Here is a 15,335-nt window from a genome sequence, read left to right on the forward strand (position 1 = left end):
TGATTTTCCATCCAGTTCCATTCCTTTTTTCGTTGTACAGTTTTATCGGTATATACCGTTTGTACTTCGCTTTCTTTCTTTGTTTGGTGAAGCCTGATGTTGGTGTTTTTGTATAAATAGCAACTTTGCATGCACCGATAGTAATGGTGAGTTTTCCAATAAAAGGACTCAGAAAGGAAGCGAAGACCATGTTTAAACGGGTAGAAAATGAATTGGAGTTTGCCATGTTCAATGGGATCTGGACAACGGTATGGAATGAGAAAGGATTTGAGTTTGAGTTCTCAGAGGTGTTTCTGGAAAGATATGTGGTGGTTACGGAGGAAGGCCATTATGTAGGTTCGATTGAAATCAAACCTTACGCCGAAGATAGTTCCATGAACGAAATCGGTCCCTTTCTGGAGCATCCATTGATTCAGGCAGAGATGGGGCATATTGCAGAGATCGATAAACTTGCTATTTTATCTACCTTTCGGGGGCGATATGTTACTGATTTATTATCTGCGATCGTTCATTATGCAGAGAAGCACCAGATTAGTTATTATGCCATGTTACTTGAACCGGTGCTGATGAGAGCTTTGCGCATCTCTTACCATGTGCCGATTCAGAAAGTCGGGGGAAGAGTATTCTATAAGGGGGAGGATGTGATCCCATCTATTGTGAATGCTCGGGAAGTATATATGAATAAGGAACGGTTTACATGGCTCATTGATCCAAGACATAATGTGATAAAAAAATACAAATAACTTCATATAACAACATTAATTCGACATTATTTTTGTTGTGTTTAGTGTATATTTTCATTAAAGTCGCTATTTCAGCGACTTTTTTTGTTCCCAGACAACAGTGCTTATCTCAATATATAAATTGCTTTATGGTATAATAACGAGTTAAGAACAGGAATTTTTTGGTCAAGACGTTTTTTTTCTAAAAGTGACGGGTTAAACTCTGGATGAAATGATAGGGTGATCGGGATGAGAAGACTTGAGTCTGGTATGTCAGTGGACAACGAATGTTTTTCTGATATTTTAAGGTATGAAAACGAAACGATAAGCGGAACGACCGTAACAAACTCGAATGTTGGTTCGCCTATATTCTGGAATTGCACTCTGCATCAGCTTGTATTTGATACCTGTGATCTTACGAATGCGAGATTTTTTGAAGGTAGCACAGTGGATCAATGTACATTTATTCGGTCCGACTTGCGCTCTGTTGGCATTGGCAAGGGCGAAGCCGTGTTCACCAATTGTGAATTTACCTCCTGTGATATGAGAGGCATGACTTTGGAGAATGCTACGTTTATCGACTGTACCTTTGTTAAATGTAGATTCAATGACCGAGTTTTACAAGCTGCAAATATCGTCAATTGTTCCTTTACCGGCAAGTTGGTGGATATTACGTTTGAGGGAAATGGTAAACAGAAGCTAATCGTCAATTTAGAAAACTGCATTCTTGATGGTGTGCAGTTTGTAGGCTGTGACCTGACGCAATGTATTCCGCCGAAGTCCAAAAACCATCTGTATATGGAACAGGTATCTGCACGTGTGAAAAATGCTTTAATGAAGATAGACGATGACCCGGATCTATCTGACGATGATCGGAAAGTACTGATACGCAGTTTGCGCAAGCTTGACGGTATGGAACAATATATTTTTAACACGGCATATATGAAAAAAATATATGGTGATGTTTTTGTTGAGCGATTTTTCAGTAGTCTGGAATCAAATTAGTTGCATGGTATGATGAAAATGGAGGCCTAAGGGCCTCTTTTTTTTGTAAGAAAGATGGGATTATTGAATCATTCTGATAAACCAAAGCCCTATATCTTATCTCTCTAATCTAGGTAATAATTATAAGAGGATTGAATAGCATTGGAATCTCACTACGTAACGAGGGGGTAACCTGTATGGCGTCATTGATTTTGCTGGTGAAACAGACGGAGGACGATGAAAAGGTTATTTATCGATTCGGACCGAATGAGCGGAAGATGGGACTCATTGAGATGAACAAGATCAAGGAAAGTGTGAAGGAACTAGAGCCTGTGCAAGTGGATGGAATCAGTCCCAGCTTTTTTTTCAATAAGGCAGCTCAGTGGCTGGTACGATGTTTGTTCAGAGAAGGCGGCAAGTTTCCAGACCGAACCACGGTTGAATCATAGTCTTTCGTAAGTCTTCTCATAAAAGGCCGACAGACCATTGGGATAGTATCAGGTGATAACTGAATTGGCGTATCATAGAGGAAGTCCAAGTGCAACGACTCATCGCTGCGCTTGGACTTCTTTGTATTAGTTATACGTTTAATTAGGGATGTAAGCTTAGGTTAATTATTAGAATGTTTTGGCATATGAAATCAGTGCCGTAATCGTAATAATGTTAAGTAGAGTGGAGATCAGCACCGTCTGGGCTGCAAAATCAGGTTCGTTGTCATATTCCTCGGCAAGAATGGAAGAGTTGACGCCGGTAGGCATGCCTGAAGCGATAATGAGTGCCTGAGCCGCTATGCCTTCCAGTCCGAGTAGCAGCACAATGCTGATGCCGATTGCCGGACCAATCAGCAGACGTAGAAATGTGCTAATATACACATCAAGACGATATAAACGAATCGGGTATTTCACGATTTGTGCCCCGAGTGTCAGTAGTGCAACGGCAACCATACTTTGCTGTGCATAGGTGAGTGGCATGGACAGAAATGTAGGTAAAGGTAGCTTCCACGCCTGAAACAAAATGCCTAACAGCAACGCATACGGTACAGGCATTTTCAGAAATCCAATGATGACTGCGCGGTAGTTTCCTTTGAGTTTCGCACCTTGGATCGACAAAACGCCATAAGTGAAGGTGAGCAGAGACTGCAAGGACATGACCAGTGCCTGAATGGAAGAGGCGAGCGGGTCACCCCGGAATACCAGTGCGTTAATCGGCAGACCGTAGTTGCCTGCGTTATCCAGCATGATACTATTGTTGAAGGCGGCTTTCATGCCTTTGTTCATACGGAACGAGCGGGATACCACAGAGCCTATAATATAGAGAATGAGTACATAGATCGCGTAAAAAAGCGTAACCGTGCCAAGCAGCTCACCGGACATATTGGAGTGATACATGCTCATAAAGACGGCTGCGGGGGTAATACAATAGAAATTGATTTTGGCGAGGGTGTACAAGTCCAGCTTGAACACCTTTTGCATCCAGGACCCGACAGCGATCAGGAGAAAGACGGGCAGGACGACTTCTAACATGATGTCTGCAATCATTGGTTCAACTTCCTTTTTCATGAAAATTTCAGTTCTTTACGGAAAACACTTCGATCATTATATCATTTTATACACAGCTGCAATGGCATTTGGTCAAAAAAGTTCAGGAGGTGTTTCCTTATGATCCCGGATCATCTGGATACTGGCTTATCGATTTTGTTTATTGGATTCAATCCCAGCATTACCTCGGGAGAGACTGGTCATCATTATGCGTACAAAGGCAATCGTTTCTGGCGCATTCTGGAGCGTTCCGGGTTAACCCCGCGTTTATATGATGCAACAGAGGATGGTGAACTATTGAAGCTGGGATATGGTTTCACCAATATCGTAGCCCGTCCAACGAAAGGCATTGAGGATATTACGAAGGAAGAGTATGCGGAAGGGCGAGCAATTTTACGTCAAAAGCTGGAGACATTCAGGCCGGATATCGCTTGTTTTGTGGGCAAAGGTGTATACACCCAGTACAGCAAACGCTCCAAAGTTGAATGGGGATTCCAGGATGACCCGGTTGTGAAAGAGATTCAGGAGTTCGTTGCGCCTTCATCCAGTGGACTTGTACGCATGTCGATGGATGACATTGTGGCAATCTATGCCCAGCTTGCGGATTTTGTGGCTGAGAAGAACGGTGGAGAATAGGAAAAATCGGCGTACTTCACGATATCATTCGTAGATTTGAGTTCACCCCGTTCGGCGATGGCCGGAGAGGGTGGATTCTTTTTTTTGACAATAAAGTGAGAGATTTAGGGAACAGCTTCCGTCTATATAGTACAGAACCATGCATGGACGCTGTAGAGAAGGAGGATTACATGACACATCCGATACCAGAGGAGGAACTGATTCAGCGCATTATAGATGGGGATAAACAGCTGTTCAGCGTGCTCGTGGATCGATATAAAAATAAAGTCTATGGCATCATACGCGGAATGGGCGCAAGTCACCCGGATGCGCAGGATCTCGCACAGGACACATTTATTCGGATCTATCGATATATGCCGACCCGTAGAGAAGGCAGCAGTTTCTCGGCTTGGGTGTATACCATAGCAGTGAACATCATGAGGGATCATATGCGGAAAAAGAAACCGATGATGACCGCCGATCAGGAGATCGAATCCGTCAGTGAAGACACACCAGAGAAAAGCTTGCTACACAAGGAGATGAAGCGGGAAATCCATCTTCAGCTTGAACAGTTGCCGGAAACGTACAAGCTTGTACTGCTCTTGAAATACACCAATGAGTTGACCTATGAAGAGATCGCCACAATTACAGATATGAGTGACGCACAAGTGCGTAATGCACTCTATCGAGGGAAGAAAATGCTGAGAAAGCAGATGGAACGTAAAGGAGGTTTATCGACCTATGAAGCCTATTTCAAGTGAGCAGGACAAGAAGCAGGATCGCAAGTGGGAAGAGGAGCTGTTCCGCGAGGAGCCGGATGTAGATTTTACATTACAAGTGATGCAGAAGCTGGATCATGTGTCTATGGAAGAACCTGACGTGCAGGTACCATGGGAAACCAAAAAGTCGCATAAGAGGACATGGATTTATCGAACGGGGATCGCCGCAGCGGTTGCGGTACTGATTGCAGGAGGAGCTTGGGCTGCTTGGGATCAAACAACGGAAAAGCCAGTTCAGCCGCCTGTAAACGCCGTAAATATTCCTCCTTTGCCCAACATTCCCGTCCCGAAAGTTCTGAGATATGCCAACTTGTCAGACGACTACAAACGGCTTCAACCGCTTGGGCTTGTCGTGAACCCGAACATTGATATCGATGATCAGGGGTACAAACTCAAGATTGAAGATGTGCTTGTAGACGGTTCCCAACTTATACTTATGTTGCAGCAAACGGCACCTGATGGCACAGGAATGTATCTGCTGGGCTCGAAAGTGGAGGATATCCACATTACAGATGAAAAGGGGAATAATGTTGCTGAGCTTGCGCGTGATACAAGGCAAGGGAATGGTGCTTTGAATAAGCTGGTGTTTCAGTTAGATCGAGACATCCCTGATGAAATCACGGTTCGTGGAGATTTCGGGCATTTAGATGTAGGAGATGGCTATGGCTATGATGTGAATACCGAAACCTATACGGATAAAAAGGTCTCCGTAGACTGGAGCTTCGAGTTCAAACTGGATATGACCCAAGCCAAAGTAATGTCCAAAGAAACGCCGATGAATGCGTCCTATACAACACCGGAAGGGCTGGAACTGGCTATGACACAATTGGTGCAGACGCCAAATGGAACCCGGCTTGATCTGGAAGTGAATCTGAACGAAGAGCTTCGCGCTAAAGCAGGAGAAGATTGGGCGAGGGACATGGATATTCTGTATCATATTGAAGTGAAGGACACGGGGGAGTATCGTATTTTCAACGGGGGCAGACCCAATGCGCGACAGGCCAAATTCCGTTATCGAGATTTAAGTCAAGTGAGTTCAGGAGGCCCACTTAAGATATCGGAGACATGGGACCCGTCTTTGGTGACACTGAATGCAGACAATATTCGCTTTGTCCTGGACGGTTACACGATACCTGTGAAAGAGGGACAGACGATGGACGTTGATCTGGATAAGGCCAAGAAAGACATCAACTTCCATACGTTTGCTTCATTTAATCATATTGGGGATCAAATCGAATTGTACCGGTTTAATTATCAGCATGGAATGTCATCGAATGGCCAAACAACGGGTGGATCGGGGAATGAAACTTCTCTTGTGCTGGAAGGGAGCGGTTTATTCCAAAATGAGTTTTATGGTGATGAGTGGGTCGCAACGGACTCAACAGGGAAGGAGTATCCCGTTGGGATCATGGGGACTAGAAACCCAGCCAATCTGAATGAACAGTATGTTATCGATGAAGTGAAGCTGATTGTCATTGGTTTTAACAAGGATAAGGGGACGAAATTGACGTTAAAACGAACCGTGGTGCATCGTGATTTCGGGGATGTGGACTGGAAAGTAAAACTTGCGAGTGATTCAAGTATGCCTTGGGATCAATAAACATCTTCAATTATGAATTATAAAGAGAAGAGCCTTGCACATTAAGAATGTGAGGCTCTTTTTTTACGTAGATAAACCATTAAGCCGAATCTCTTGGAATCAATGTGGTGGATAACATGACCGTCTCTTTCGGTGTACCTGGGCGTTCGATTCGACGCTTCAAGGCCTCGACGGCTCGTTGCCCAAGTTCCTCTTTGCACAAATGTACCGTAGTCAGCGGGGGAGATGAGGTGGCAGCGGTGTACACATTGTCAATTCCGATGACCAGGCAATCCTTAGGCGCGGATAACCCGATTTGCTGAAGTTTGTGCATCCACTGTAAGGCAATATCGTCATTCGCCCCAATCCACGCATCGGGGCGTTCTTCAGCAGGAAGTCGCTCGATGGTGTCAGCGAGCTTGTTCACCCATTCTCCGTTTTCATAGCCTACATTCCAAGCTTGAAAGCCCACTTCTTCCCTTGCCTCGGTATGAAAATGATTCAAAGCCAGCTCGATTCCAATCTTACGCTGTGCAAAACTTGCGGCACGTCCGTCATCGGTAATCAGACCGATGCGTCTGCATTGCTTCGACAGGAGATATCTGGCCGCAGTAATGCCAGCTTCCAGATTATCATGACTGATCGTATCACAGTTCAGCAAAGGCTCCTGATGATCGACCAAAATCATGGGGTGGCCTGTCTGTACCAGTGTTTGCAGCACGGTATGCGGAAAAGCGCCCATAACGATAATTCCGGCACAGCGCGTCCAATCGAGATGAGGTGCGATGGCTTTTTCAGGTGAAATCTCCTTGCCCGGTAAGTCCAGTGAAGGTGACACAATGACGTGATGCCAGCCTTGCTCGTTACAGCCAGAGATGATGCCTGACAGCACACGCTGCCAATAGTGCGGCTCACCCCGGTTAAGCTGATTCATACATATTAGGGCAAATGGAGGTTCGATTGCATGAGCCTTATTGGTATTGGCAGTATGGCTCGCCGAGCCGGGTATATTCTGGCGATACCCGAGTGCACGGGCAAGTTCCAGAACCCGTGCACGCGTAGATTCGCTTACACCGGTTTTACCGCTGAGCGCGCGGGACACGGCATATTTGGATAACCCCAGCTGGTCAGCCAGCGTCTGGATCGATACTTTTCGAGACATATGATTACTCCTTTGATGTACAGATGGATAAACCTGATTTTATCAGAAGGTAAATGACTTGTGTCATATGGGTAGCCGATTGAATAGGAAACTGATTAATTGTGAATTGACGTGCTTACATGGAACAGGTAAACTTACAGGAAGATAACGTTATTGTAAATTATAATAACAAAAATAACAATAGTCTTATTGAAAGGTTATTCTTTCATTGGAGTGCAGATGTAAACTCTTTAGTTGGGCTAACTTATAAAAAAGGAGAGGACTCCCATGGATCAGTTCAGATTACCTAAAATTCCGATGCCCGAGTTGGAATTACCCCAAGCTGTTCGTGATGTTTTGGCTGAAGCGGATGAGCATTTGAAGCACAGACCGAAGCTGCTGGCTCAGTTCCATAATTGTTTTCCGAATACGCTCGAAACGACCACCAAGCTGTTAGATGACGGTACAACCTTTGTTATTACGGGAGATATCCCCGCCATGTGGCTCCGGGATTCGGTGGAGCAAGTGACCCATTACGTTCCGCTGGCGAAGCATGACGCGCAGTTGCAACGGATTATCGGAGGGCTGATTAAACGGCATACGTTCTATGCAGATATAGACATCTATGCGAACGCTTTTAACGAAACGGCCAATGGCTGGCACTGGGACGCGAATGATGAGACAGAAATGTCACCTTGGGTATGGGAACGGAAGTTTGAACTGGATTCGTTGTGTTTCTCCATGAAGCTGGCTTATACATACTGGCGTGAGACTGAGCTTACAGACATCTTTGATGAACGTTTTAAAAAGGTCATGGAGCAGATCGTACACCTATGGGAAACGGAGCAGCGGCATATAGAGCAATCCCCGTATCGATTCATGCGGCGTAACTGCCCGGCGCACGATACACTGCGTAACGAGGGAATGGGGATGCCAGTAAACTATACGGGCATGATCTGGTCGGGCTTTCGCCCAAGCGACGATGCCTGTGATTTTCACTACAATATTCCGTCCAATATGTTCGCCGCGGTGACGCTGAGCCAGATGGGGGAGATTGCAAAATGGGTGTTCCGTGACGAACAGCTGGTGAGCCGTATGGCGCGCCTGGAGAAGGAGATCCGGCACGGCATTGCCCTGTATGGTACCTACCGTCATCCGGTGTATGGCCAGATTTACGCTTATGAAACGGACGGGTATGGCAACGTCTGTCTAATGGATGATGCGGGCACACCAGGACTGATGTCGATTCCGTATATCAGATATGTATCCGTGGATGATGTGGTGTATCAGAATACACGGCGTTTTATTTTGAGTAAAGAAAATCCGTATTATTATGAAGGAACAGCGGCCAAGGGCATTGGCAGTCCGCACACGCCACCAGGGTACATCTGGCACATGGCGTTATCCATGCAAGGACTGACGGCAGACAATGACGCGGAGATGCTCGCCATGATTGATTTGCTGGAGAACACCGACGCGGGGACGGGATATATGCACGAAGGTTTTCATGTCGATGATCCGGATACGTATACGCGTCCATGGTTCGCATGGTCCAACAGTTTGTTTGCGCAATTGGTGTACAAAGCGATGAAGAAGCGTGTTTTGTAGGTGAATAAAAACAGCCGTTCCAATGTTGGAACGGCTGTTTTCCTTATGTTGCCGGAGTCTTCGTTACTTGAATAACTTATACCAGTATAAAGTGGTATCAATATTAGGGGTATAGGACTGTTTGAGTGTGTCGGCTCCACCTAGTACAAAGCCCTGTTTTACATAAAATCGGCATGCACCCAGATTGTCATCTTGTGCTTCGAGGGACATTCCAATAAGATTTTTTTGTTTTGCCCATTCTTCTGCTTTATGGAGGAGCAGCCTTCCGACTCCGCTACCTCTATACTCTTTTTTGGTCGCAATGTTCTCAATATAACAGAAGCGATTCCAATCCTTAATGATTCTAATCTGTCCTATACAAACCTGATTCATATACGCTAAAAACAACATTTTATCGTCCTGGTTGATATATTCGTTCCAATCCAGTTTGTCATCCGGAAAACGCGTTTCTTTCGGTTCATCAAAAAGAACTTCTTCATAGGACCATTGTCCAGATTGTAAACTGGGGATGATTTTACCGAATAACGTAAAATCATCGTTTGTCGTATGGATATCATCTACTAAGTCCGCATTTAATGGAGAAATCATAATTTCACTTTCCCTATCCAATAAGTCTCACTTCCTTTCTCATTCAAGATGGCTCACCTGTTGTTTTCAATAAATCCGCAATCAGCACTTTCTGTCCGGTACGTGCGCTTTCAAGGGAAGCGAGCACCATAGCCATGCTGTACTGGTTGTCACTGCAATCCGTTTCGGGCAGTCGACCTTCCTCAAGGGCAGCAAACATCTCTTCAAGACAGCCGTGGTGTCCGGTTTTGTCCATTATAGGCAGTTCGGCTTCGATTCGTTCAGCGCGCTGGAGGAAAGATGGCTTGCCATCGGATTCCAGTGCGAGTGTGTTGACCACTTCAGCATAGATGTTGTCATGACCATCCCAAATGGCGGTTCCTTTTTCACCTGTCACACGCCAGCTTGCTTCCCAGGATGTAGGCACGCCCTCGGTACACCAGGACCCCCGATAATCGAACACAGATCCGTCGGACATCTCGAAAATACATATCGCCATCGCGTTGCCCTTATACCAGGAACCTGGAGGGTTGAATTCGTGACAGTACACCGACACCGGATCTGCACCAAGGATATAACGAGCCTGATCAAAGGTATGTATCGCCATATCCAGCAAAAGCGGGCTGTCCATGAGGTCGCGGAAACCACCAAAGTGTGCTCCGATAAAGAAGTCTGCTCCTGCATATCCCGGCTGTCCAATCGTTCCGCTGGAAATGAGCTGCCGATAGGCACGGATGCGAGGATCGAACCTGCGGTTCTGCATCACCGCTTGAATACGTCCTGTACTGCGGGCGGTTTGCACAATGTCCGTACAGTCCGAGAAGGATTCTGCCAGCGGTTTTTCGCCAAAGACGTGACAACCTGCCTGTAGCGCGGTCATCGCAATATGATAATGGCTGGAAGGGATGGTCACATCAAATACGATGTTGGCATCGACAGCTTCAAGGGCATCACCAATATTAGTAAAGGTTGGACAGGATAAATTGTGTCGCTTGGCAAAAGATGATGAAGCTTCCTCGTAGAGATCAACGAGTCCCACGATTTCCGTATCTGGTCGTTCTTTGGCATAGTCCGCCCAAGTGTTTGCCATTGCCCCGCAACCTGCGATGATAACCCGATAAGGGTAGGTCATGTGCTCAACTCCCTCATATAGATGCATAGATGTTATTGATCCATGTTATAAGTTATTGTTCCATGCGAGAAGTGCATGTGATTGTGACGAGCATTTGTATTTTATGGGCACATGAGTAACTGAGTCATTCAGTCTTCATGCCGTTATGTCTTTACACCGGATTGGGCACAAAGCTGCCCCCGCGGCAATGTTTTAAGTAATTCAATGCATGTACTTGCCCGGTCATCTCCAGTTCGTCCCGATACACCGGATCATGCCAGCCTTCAATGTCGATCGTGCCCCGGTAACCGTTCTGGCGTAAAATGGTGATAATATCTGCCCAATTGCTGTCCCCAAAGCCTGGGGTGCGATGCCAGACAAATTCATTCGGTCCATGCACACCATGTTCTTTGACAATATCCCAGGCGATGGTTGCGTCTTTGCCATGGACATGGAACACTTTCGGAGCCCATTTGCGAAGCTGTGGAATCGGGTCAATCAAGCTGACCATCTGGTGACAGGGTTCCCATTCCAGCCCCACATTTTCATCAGGAACGGCATTAAACATCATTTCCCAAGCGGTCGGGTTGTGAGCGATATTCCAGTCGCCGGTCTGCCACGTTCCACCCATATCACAATTTTCAAAAGCAATGCGTACACCCCGGTCTGCCGCCCGTCGTGCCAGTTCACCGAACACTTCCTTGAACCGTGGAATCGATTCGTCAATCGGTTGATTGGTCAGACGTCCGGTAAAGCCGGAGACGATATCTGCCCCAAAAAGCTGTGCGTGGTCAATGACTCGCTCCCAGCTTGCCAAGGTGTCAGCGTTATCCCCTGTGCCGGTGAGCGGATTACCAAATACACTTACAGCCGAAATGGTGATGCCTTGTTCGTCAACGATATCGCGGACACGCTTGGCGGTTTCTGCCAGATCAAGGTTGCCCGTGCTTTGCCAGAACGTCAGGTTAAAGGATTCGAAGCCATGTTGCATAATCTGCGGAATGACCCGAACGGCATCATGGCCGCCTACAAGGGTTCCGATACGAATGGATGGATTCATGGTTGTAATTCACTCCAATATTGGCTTATAGTACTTCGTGACACACTCATTATAGCCTTGGATCTATGGGAAGGCTCTAAACAATTTTGTGCTTTATTAGTCGGATTTTGTGGTGAGGGGGAAGAAAGCCATGTTAGACTTGAAAGCGCTTCATGAAGACACGCGAATTGATCATAAATCCCATCCGTTTCAGTTGTTCCAAAATCGGTGTTCCGCGAAAAAAACGGAAGAATGTATATTATATCTGCACTGGCATGAGCACTTTGAATGGATCATTATGCGTAAGGGGAGAGCGGTATTTCATATTGATAGCCGACCTTATGAAATTGAGGCTGGAGAGGTTATTATCATTCCGGGTGGTGCCCTGCATGTTGGATACGCGTTGGATGAAGGAGATGTGCATTATGACTCGGTTGTGGTCAATCGTGCGTTATTTCAGGATTTTGCGAGCGATCCAGTGCATGAGCAGTATGTTGCGCCTTATCTGGAAGGCAGTGTGCGGTTTCCGGTCAAACCAGCCGCAGAGAATGCGGCCTGTGCCGGGTATTATTCTTTATTAAATGAAGCGGTGGAAGAGATGGCGACGCAACCTCCGGCGTACCAGCTTGTAGTGAAGTCCAAGCTGCATGCGTTGTTTACGTTGATGGCCCGGACGTTTATGCCGCATCAGTTGCGGGATCGATCGGGCGCATTGTATTTTCCTAACCGCGAGCGGTTCAAACAGTTGATTGCACAGATTGAGGCTGATCCCCAGGAGAAATTGTCGGTTGGTGAAGCGGCAAGCCAAGTGGGGTTGAACGTATATCATTTCTGCAAAATGTTCAAAAAACTGACCGGACGTACGCTCGTAGAATACGTAAACGGATGCAGAATGAGTGAGGCTGAGCGCTTACTACAAGGTAGCAACCTCACAGTCACGGAAATTGCCGCTCAGGTGGGATGTGACAATGCGAACTATTTTACAAAATTATTCAAGCAGTACAAAGGCATGACGCCTTCGCAGGCACGGGGAATGAAGGAAGGGTGAGGGGAAGGGCGGGAAGATGCGGTTGAAAGGGGAGAAGGCTTGAAGAGAAGGAAGGAATGTGAAGTCAAAAACCACCCTGATCTAGCCCATTATCGGCTAAACTCGGGTGGTTGGGGGAAGGGGTGGATTCATCGCTTGCTGCAGTGCGGTCTATTTCAGAAATCTGGAGAACAGTCGATTAGCTTTCTTTGAGAGATCTTCCATTTTGAGATTAGCCTGATCGAGCTGGTTATAAGCCCATTTGATCGTTTGCAGCATCCGTGGGGAGATGGGCGTACCTTTGATACGTGGATAGATGTTGTGATAGGCCCACACGAGATGCTCCCAGCGATGATCGTCTCCCTCCTGAATATACTCCGATACGTCGAGCACTTTGCCGCGTCCATTCTGGAGAAGCACATTTTTGAGATGGATGTCGCGTGGATTCAGTCCAAGGCGACGAACCGCTTCTCGCGCTGCGTCTACATCGAGCATAACCTGCTCGGGGACGGGGATTCCTTTTTCCAAACATTCAAGTAAAGTGTCTCCAGGTTCGTAACTGATGACCAGTATATTTCGGCCGCTGCCATAATACGTTGGGAAGTAAGGTAGGCCCTGAAGCTGGGCGTAGACCTGTTTTTCATTATTTAATTTATCTAAAGCATGATCCGAATACACTTTGAAGGCATACTGTGGCAGCTGGTCATACGTAAATACAGCCGCATCCGTTCCGATACCGATGCAGTTCAATCCTGCTGCCTCGCCGATGATATTCACCAGCTCATTCCGATCGCTTCCGATGACTTGAATTTGTTGTAATGCTGCTTCTGCCTGGAACCAATCCGGCTGCTTCATGGGCGGCGCCTCCTTTTGGATATGCCCGTACATATTTTCCGTAGTTATTTACGTAATAGATTAATACCGTTCGTGCTCAAATTCAACTTTTTCTAACGATCACGAGAAAGCTTATTTCGCCCCAAACAGCCACGTTCAAATTCTAACGATCCGTAGGAACGCTATTTTGCGAAATTCGTCTGTTTTAACCCATTTTCAGCTGAAATTCAGCTAAATAGCGTCTCTGGTGATCGTTAGATTTTGAAACTCCATCAAAATGGACAAATAAGGTCTGTGGTGATCGTTAGCGTCGCCAGAGAGAATTTTGCTGAAAAATCTCACCTCAATATTCTGCCGCCTATGCGTCATAACCTCTTGCCTCCGCACGAGATAACCTCTACATTCTAACGCCTCGCAATGGTTGGGATGCTCTCCTTTTTATGAAGACGAGCGGCACTTCTCTTCATCCTGATGTAACTATATAAACGATACGTATCGTTCCTCAAACGGTTGCGTACACAAGAAAATAACGGAAGCCGGGTTGCGGCATGACGGCCAGGGCTTTATACTGTGAGCAATAAAAGGATCTTTCAGCCAGATGTATGCTAAAGGCGGATATATAGAGTGAGTTCGGATGTTATGTTTTACAGATCAGTCCTACGATACGTCCCTACAGTACGGCACGCACATTGGTATGAGTAGATCCGATATACAGAAAGGCAGATTATCATATGGCACAATACCCGCAGTGGTCTTATTCGCAGTCGCGGGCGAGTATGTTCGATGAGTGCCTGCGCAAATATTATTATCATTATTATGGTGCCCATAACGGCTGGAAAACAGAATCAGCGGATGAGATGCAGGTACGCTTGTATCGTCTGAAGCAACTGAGTAATCTTTATCTGGTATTTGGTGATCTTGCACACCGGATGTGTGAGTCGGCAGTACGAAGCAGAGAAGAGGGAAAACCGAAGCCACGGGAAGTTTTTTTGGAGAAGACGATACGTGATTTGCTGAACCAGGCATACAAAGAGTCGATGAATCCGGAGCAATGGCGACTCAATCCGAAAAATCATACGATGTTGTCGGAAATTTATTATGGCGATGATACACTGAACGACCGGGTCGCAACCATTAAAGAACGCGCAGGAGCCTGTGTAGGCAACTTGTATCAGACGCTGACGTGGGAAGATTTGTCCCGTGCAAGTACAACGATTCTGGAGATTGAGAAATGGGATACGATGCAGCTGCATGATACGCGTGTGTATGTGAAAATGGACTTATTATATCGACGCAGCAACGGCAATATTGTCATTGTGGACTGGAAGACGGGCAAGGAGGATGACTTCTCCGATCAGTTAATTTTATACGCTTCCTATGTAAGAGAGCATTACCAGGTTCCACTGGAGCAGATTGAGATTCGGGTGGAGTATCTGTTGACTGGCAAACACAAAGAGTTTGCTGCAACCGAAGAGGACATTCGCAAGGTGGAGGAGAACGTAGGGCGCTACATCGAGGAAATGCGCTCCTGTGTGGCCGATGAGTATTACAACCGTCCAAAGGACATGTCCTATTTCACCCCAATGCCTTCGCACCGTGCATGCCGGGATTGCAACTTTCGTGAGGTATGCAGCGAACGAGTGGTTTAATGAGCTTGGCGCGTAACCTGTACTATAATCCATCCTAATATGCGTCCTATATGTCAAAAAAAGAAGCGCAGTGCCCGGAGGAATCCTCCATGGGCACTGCGCTTGTGTGCGTTCCACAGGCTGGACAATTTGCTTCCAGGTG

15 protein-coding genes are annotated in these 15,335 nt (G+C 46.4%); 9 read left to right on the forward strand and 6 right to left on the reverse strand.

Annotation, left to right across the window (positions count from 1 at the left end):
* Positions 1-188: 188 nt before the first annotated feature.
* The 3 genes from BLQ13_RS07785 to BLQ13_RS07795 all read left to right on the forward strand — a co-directional run bounded on the left by BLQ13_RS07785 (position 189) and on the right by BLQ13_RS07795 (position 2,155).
* On the forward strand, positions 189-743 hold the full coding sequence (locus BLQ13_RS07785; RefSeq protein WP_090917803.1) for a GNAT family N-acetyltransferase: 555 nt from the start codon (positions 189-191) through the stop codon (positions 741-743).
* A 228-nt stretch (positions 744-971) separates the two neighbouring features.
* A complete protein-coding gene (locus tag BLQ13_RS07790) occupies positions 972-1,727 on the forward strand; it encodes a pentapeptide repeat-containing protein (protein WP_090917805.1) in 756 nt (251 codons plus the stop codon).
* A gap of 176 nt (positions 1,728-1,903) precedes the next feature.
* Entirely contained in the window at positions 1,904-2,155 is a 252-nt protein-coding gene (locus tag BLQ13_RS07795) for an RNA-binding protein (RefSeq protein ID WP_090917806.1), read from the forward strand.
* 168 nt (positions 2,156-2,323) lie between these two features.
* Here BLQ13_RS07795 and BLQ13_RS07800 read toward each other — a convergent pair whose 3' ends face one another.
* Positions 2,324-3,244: an AEC family transporter gene (locus BLQ13_RS07800; protein WP_090917808.1), complete on the reverse strand. Its 921-nt coding sequence runs from the start codon at positions 3,242-3,244 to the stop codon at positions 2,324-2,326.
* 120 nt (positions 3,245-3,364) lie between these two features.
* Here BLQ13_RS07800 and BLQ13_RS07805 point away from each other — a divergent pair, with 120 nt between their 5' ends.
* The 3 genes from BLQ13_RS07805 to BLQ13_RS07815 all read left to right on the forward strand — a co-directional run bounded on the left by BLQ13_RS07805 (position 3,365) and on the right by BLQ13_RS07815 (position 6,238).
* Complete coding sequence (locus tag BLQ13_RS07805; RefSeq protein WP_090917809.1) at positions 3,365-3,880, forward strand: mismatch-specific DNA-glycosylase; 516 nt, start codon at positions 3,365-3,367, stop codon at positions 3,878-3,880.
* A 170-nt stretch (positions 3,881-4,050) separates the two neighbouring features.
* Positions 4,051-4,620, forward strand: a complete 570-nt coding sequence (locus tag BLQ13_RS07810; protein WP_090917810.1) for an RNA polymerase sigma factor — start codon at positions 4,051-4,053, stop codon at positions 4,618-4,620.
* Positions 4,601-6,238, forward strand: a complete 1,638-nt coding sequence (locus tag BLQ13_RS07815) for a hypothetical protein (RefSeq protein WP_090917812.1) — start codon at positions 4,601-4,603, stop codon at positions 6,236-6,238. Before BLQ13_RS07810 ends, BLQ13_RS07815 begins: the two co-directional genes overlap by 20 nt.
* 79 nt (positions 6,239-6,317) lie before the next feature.
* Here BLQ13_RS07815 and BLQ13_RS07820 read toward each other — a convergent pair whose 3' ends face one another.
* Entirely contained in the window at positions 6,318-7,379 is a 1,062-nt protein-coding gene (locus BLQ13_RS07820; protein WP_090917814.1) for a LacI family DNA-binding transcriptional regulator, read from the reverse strand.
* 267 nt (positions 7,380-7,646) lie between these two features.
* Between BLQ13_RS07820 and BLQ13_RS07825 the strand changes: the two genes are divergently transcribed.
* Positions 7,647-8,966: a glycoside hydrolase family 125 protein gene (locus tag BLQ13_RS07825; RefSeq protein WP_090917816.1), complete on the forward strand. Its 1,320-nt coding sequence runs from the start codon at positions 7,647-7,649 to the stop codon at positions 8,964-8,966.
* Between the two features lie 63 nt (positions 8,967-9,029).
* Here BLQ13_RS07825 and BLQ13_RS07830 read toward each other — a convergent pair whose 3' ends face one another.
* From BLQ13_RS07830 to BLQ13_RS07840, 3 genes are all read right to left on the reverse strand, one after another.
* The gene (locus BLQ13_RS07830; RefSeq protein ID WP_420848919.1) at positions 9,030-9,554 is read right to left on the reverse strand and encodes a GNAT family N-acetyltransferase; all 525 of its coding nucleotides are present in this window, start codon (positions 9,552-9,554) and stop codon (positions 9,030-9,032) included.
* 43 nt (positions 9,555-9,597) lie between these two features.
* Complete coding sequence (locus tag BLQ13_RS07835; RefSeq protein WP_090917820.1) at positions 9,598-10,665, reverse strand: Gfo/Idh/MocA family protein; 1,068 nt, start codon at positions 10,663-10,665, stop codon at positions 9,598-9,600.
* A 151-nt stretch (positions 10,666-10,816) separates the two neighbouring features.
* Positions 10,817-11,704, reverse strand: a complete 888-nt coding sequence (locus tag BLQ13_RS07840; protein ID WP_090917822.1) for a sugar phosphate isomerase/epimerase family protein — start codon at positions 11,702-11,704, stop codon at positions 10,817-10,819.
* A gap of 130 nt (positions 11,705-11,834) precedes the next feature.
* Between BLQ13_RS07840 and BLQ13_RS07845 the strand changes: the two genes are divergently transcribed.
* Positions 11,835-12,731 (forward strand): helix-turn-helix transcriptional regulator, encoded by an 897-nt coding sequence (locus tag BLQ13_RS07845; RefSeq protein ID WP_090917824.1) that lies wholly within the window; start codon positions 11,835-11,837, stop codon positions 12,729-12,731.
* Positions 12,732-12,881: 150 nt separating this feature from the next.
* On the opposite strand, the gene BLQ13_RS07850 is transcribed toward BLQ13_RS07845, so the two are convergent.
* Complete coding sequence (locus BLQ13_RS07850; protein ID WP_090917826.1) at positions 12,882-13,565, reverse strand: protein kinase family protein; 684 nt, start codon at positions 13,563-13,565, stop codon at positions 12,882-12,884.
* A gap of 710 nt (positions 13,566-14,275) precedes the next feature.
* On the opposite strand from BLQ13_RS07850, the gene BLQ13_RS07855 reads away from it, so the two are divergent.
* Positions 14,276-15,193, forward strand: coding sequence for a RecB family exonuclease (locus BLQ13_RS07855; protein WP_090917829.1), 918 nt, complete (start codon positions 14,276-14,278; stop codon positions 15,191-15,193).
* Positions 15,194-15,335 lie beyond the last annotated feature (142 nt).

Origin of the sequence: Paenibacillus polysaccharolyticus, assembly GCF_900102085.1 — a bacterium.
Classification (GTDB): Bacteria; Bacillota; Bacilli; order Paenibacillales; family Paenibacillaceae; genus Paenibacillus; species Paenibacillus polysaccharolyticus.

Bases quoted from the DNA above. Each gene is read 5' to 3' on its own strand.
- BLQ13_RS07795 (WP_090917806.1), top strand. From the start codon at position 1,904: ATGGCGTCATTGATTTTGCTGGTGAAACAGACGGAGGACGATGAAAAG.
- BLQ13_RS07800 (WP_090917808.1), bottom strand. From the start codon at position 3,244: ATGATTGCAGACATCATGTTAGAAGTCGTCCTGCCCGTCTTTCTCCTG.
- BLQ13_RS07810 (WP_090917810.1), top strand. From the start codon at position 4,051: ATGACACATCCGATACCAGAGGAGGAACTGATTCAGCGCATTATAGAT.
- BLQ13_RS07830 (WP_420848919.1), bottom strand. From the start codon at position 9,554: ATGATTTCTCCATTAAATGCGGACTTAGTAGATGATATCCATACGACA.
- BLQ13_RS07805 (WP_090917809.1), top strand. From the start codon at position 3,365: ATGATCCCGGATCATCTGGATACTGGCTTATCGATTTTGTTTATTGGA.
- BLQ13_RS07820 (WP_090917814.1), bottom strand. From the start codon at position 7,379: ATGTCTCGAAAAGTATCGATCCAGACGCTGGCTGACCAGCTGGGGTTA.
- BLQ13_RS07840 (WP_090917822.1), bottom strand. From the start codon at position 11,704: ATGAATCCATCCATTCGTATCGGAACCCTTGTAGGCGGCCATGATGCC.
- BLQ13_RS07850 (WP_090917826.1), bottom strand. From the start codon at position 13,565: ATGAAGCAGCCGGATTGGTTCCAGGCAGAAGCAGCATTACAACAAATT.
- BLQ13_RS07825 (WP_090917816.1), top strand. From the start codon at position 7,647: ATGGATCAGTTCAGATTACCTAAAATTCCGATGCCCGAGTTGGAATTA.
- BLQ13_RS07845 (WP_090917824.1), top strand. From the start codon at position 11,835: ATGTTAGACTTGAAAGCGCTTCATGAAGACACGCGAATTGATCATAAA.
- BLQ13_RS07835 (WP_090917820.1), bottom strand. From the start codon at position 10,665: ATGACCTACCCTTATCGGGTTATCATCGCAGGTTGCGGGGCAATGGCA.
- BLQ13_RS07790 (WP_090917805.1), top strand. From the start codon at position 972: ATGAGAAGACTTGAGTCTGGTATGTCAGTGGACAACGAATGTTTTTCT.
- BLQ13_RS07785 (WP_090917803.1), top strand. From the start codon at position 189: ATGTTTAAACGGGTAGAAAATGAATTGGAGTTTGCCATGTTCAATGGG.
- BLQ13_RS07815 (WP_090917812.1), top strand. From the start codon at position 4,601: ATGAAGCCTATTTCAAGTGAGCAGGACAAGAAGCAGGATCGCAAGTGG.
- BLQ13_RS07855 (WP_090917829.1), top strand. From the start codon at position 14,276: ATGGCACAATACCCGCAGTGGTCTTATTCGCAGTCGCGGGCGAGTATG.